We start from the raw sequence: 1426 nt of genomic DNA on the forward strand, positions 1-1426 counted from the left end.
CAGCTTGCCGCCTCCCGGCGGGCGGCCTTGCCGGGCCGGCGCCGGCGAGCCGGTGTCCCGCGTTCGCCGCACCAGCTTGATGGCGAAACTCTCGCTGACGTCAAAGTGCTGGGCTGCCGCCCGGCAGGAATGACCTGCCTCGACAAAGTCGGCGACGCGCACCCGTAGATCCAGGGAATAGCAATGACCCATGATCCACCTCCCGTTCCAAGCAGTGAATCACAGCTCGGTCTCGCACAGAAGCCCAGGAGTCTGATTTCCAATCCGGCGCTCTAGCTCAGAGCGCCGGCGGTGTCGTCGATCTGCGAGCGCATGGCCGGATCGAGATCGAGCGCCTCGGCTAGCTGATGCAGGAATTCACGCTCCTGAATCGTGTCGGGATCGATGGCGATGCGCGCGGCTGCATAGACCTGCGCCGCCATTTCCGGATCGTTGACGTTAGCGGCAAGCTCCTCGACATCGGCAGGCGAGGCCATCTCGTTGTCCAACCAGTGACTGGATTCCGGATCGATACCAGCTTCCGCGATTCCCTTGATGATTCGCGACCGCTCGGCCTGATCGATATGCCCATCGGCGGAAGCAGCCGCCACCATGGTGCGGAGGAAGAGGAGCGCATCGTCCTCGGTTTGCGAGACCGGATGAAATCGCGATACCTCGGGCAGGTTCAGAGCGGATTGTGCAACAGCCTCATCGGCCTGGCCTACCGGAGTGCTCGGCGCACTGGTCCCCTCTCCTGCCGGTCCCTTGGCGGCTTGCTGGTTCTGATAGGCCTTGTAAGCCAGCCCGCCAATGACGGCGAGGCCGCCGAGTCTGACCAGGTTGCCGGTCAGCTTGCCCTTCTTGCGCCCCTTGAACAAAAGACCTGCCAGACTGACCAGCGCCGTCTGGGTCAGGCCGGGATGTTGAGCGGCAAAATCCTTGGCTTTCTGGAGGAGTTGGTCGGGTGTCTGACCGGCGATCTGCGTCACGTTCTTCTCGGTCGGCTGCTTGGCTCCTCCCTGGCTGGACTGGCCGGGATTCCGATGATCAGGACGGCCAATGGCTCCGACGAATGCATCCAGAAGCTTCCTGTAATCGACCATAAGGTCCTCCCATTGTCTTCAATCCAGCAAAGAACAACGGAAGGGCCGCAGAATGGTTCAGGTTCTTATGCTCGACAAGACCATGGGGCTGGCCATCACGGCTCCGTTCGGCGTGGTTCTCACATCCAGGGCATTTTTGTTGGATTGGTTGGCTGTCTGTGTAGCTGTGAAGCTGCTGGGCCTTGTTTGGGAGGCCCCAATCGAATCCAAGCTCTGAACAGCAAAAACCCTCGAAGGCGGAGCCATTCGAGGGTTTTTCGTGTTGGTTGCGGGGACAGGATTTGAACCTGTGACCTTCAGGTTATGAGCCTGACGAGCTACCGGGCTGCTCCACCCCGCGCCAA

Annotated in this window: 3 protein-coding genes and 1 tRNA gene; 1 reads left to right on the forward strand and 3 read right to left on the reverse strand. The window is 61.0% G+C overall.

Going from position 1 to position 1426, the window contains the following annotated elements:
* Positions 1-192: IS630 transposase-related protein (locus tag ACS5Q1_RS47900; protein ID WP_473104785.1), on the reverse strand; the 192-nt coding region annotated here is incomplete at its 3' end.
* A gap of 80 nt (positions 193-272) precedes the next feature.
* On the reverse strand, positions 273-1082 hold the full coding sequence (locus ACS5Q1_RS47905; RefSeq protein WP_473104786.1) for a tellurite resistance TerB family protein: 810 nt from the start codon (positions 1080-1082) through the stop codon (positions 273-275).
* 52 nt (positions 1083-1134) lie between these two features.
* Here ACS5Q1_RS47905 and ACS5Q1_RS47910 point away from each other — a divergent pair, with 52 nt between their 5' ends.
* A complete protein-coding gene (locus ACS5Q1_RS47910; RefSeq protein WP_473104787.1) occupies positions 1135-1299 on the forward strand; it encodes a hypothetical protein in 165 nt (54 codons plus the stop codon).
* A 46-nt stretch (positions 1300-1345) separates the two neighbouring features.
* Here ACS5Q1_RS47910 and ACS5Q1_RS47915 read toward each other — a convergent pair.
* Positions 1346-1422: transfer RNA gene (locus ACS5Q1_RS47915), tRNA-Met, on the reverse strand.
* Between the last annotated feature and the right edge of the window lie 4 nt (positions 1423-1426).

The sequence above is a fragment of the Microvirga sp. GN3 genome (assembly GCF_055792825.1).

What these genes read in the sequence shown, in the direction of transcription:
- ACS5Q1_RS47910 (WP_473104787.1), top strand. Translation starts at nt 1,135, where the DNA reads ATGGTTCAGGTTCTTATGCTCGACAAGACCATGGGGCTGGCCATCACG.
- ACS5Q1_RS47905 (WP_473104786.1), bottom strand. Translation starts at nt 1,082, where the DNA reads ATGGTCGATTACAGGAAGCTTCTGGATGCATTCGTCGGAGCCATTGGC.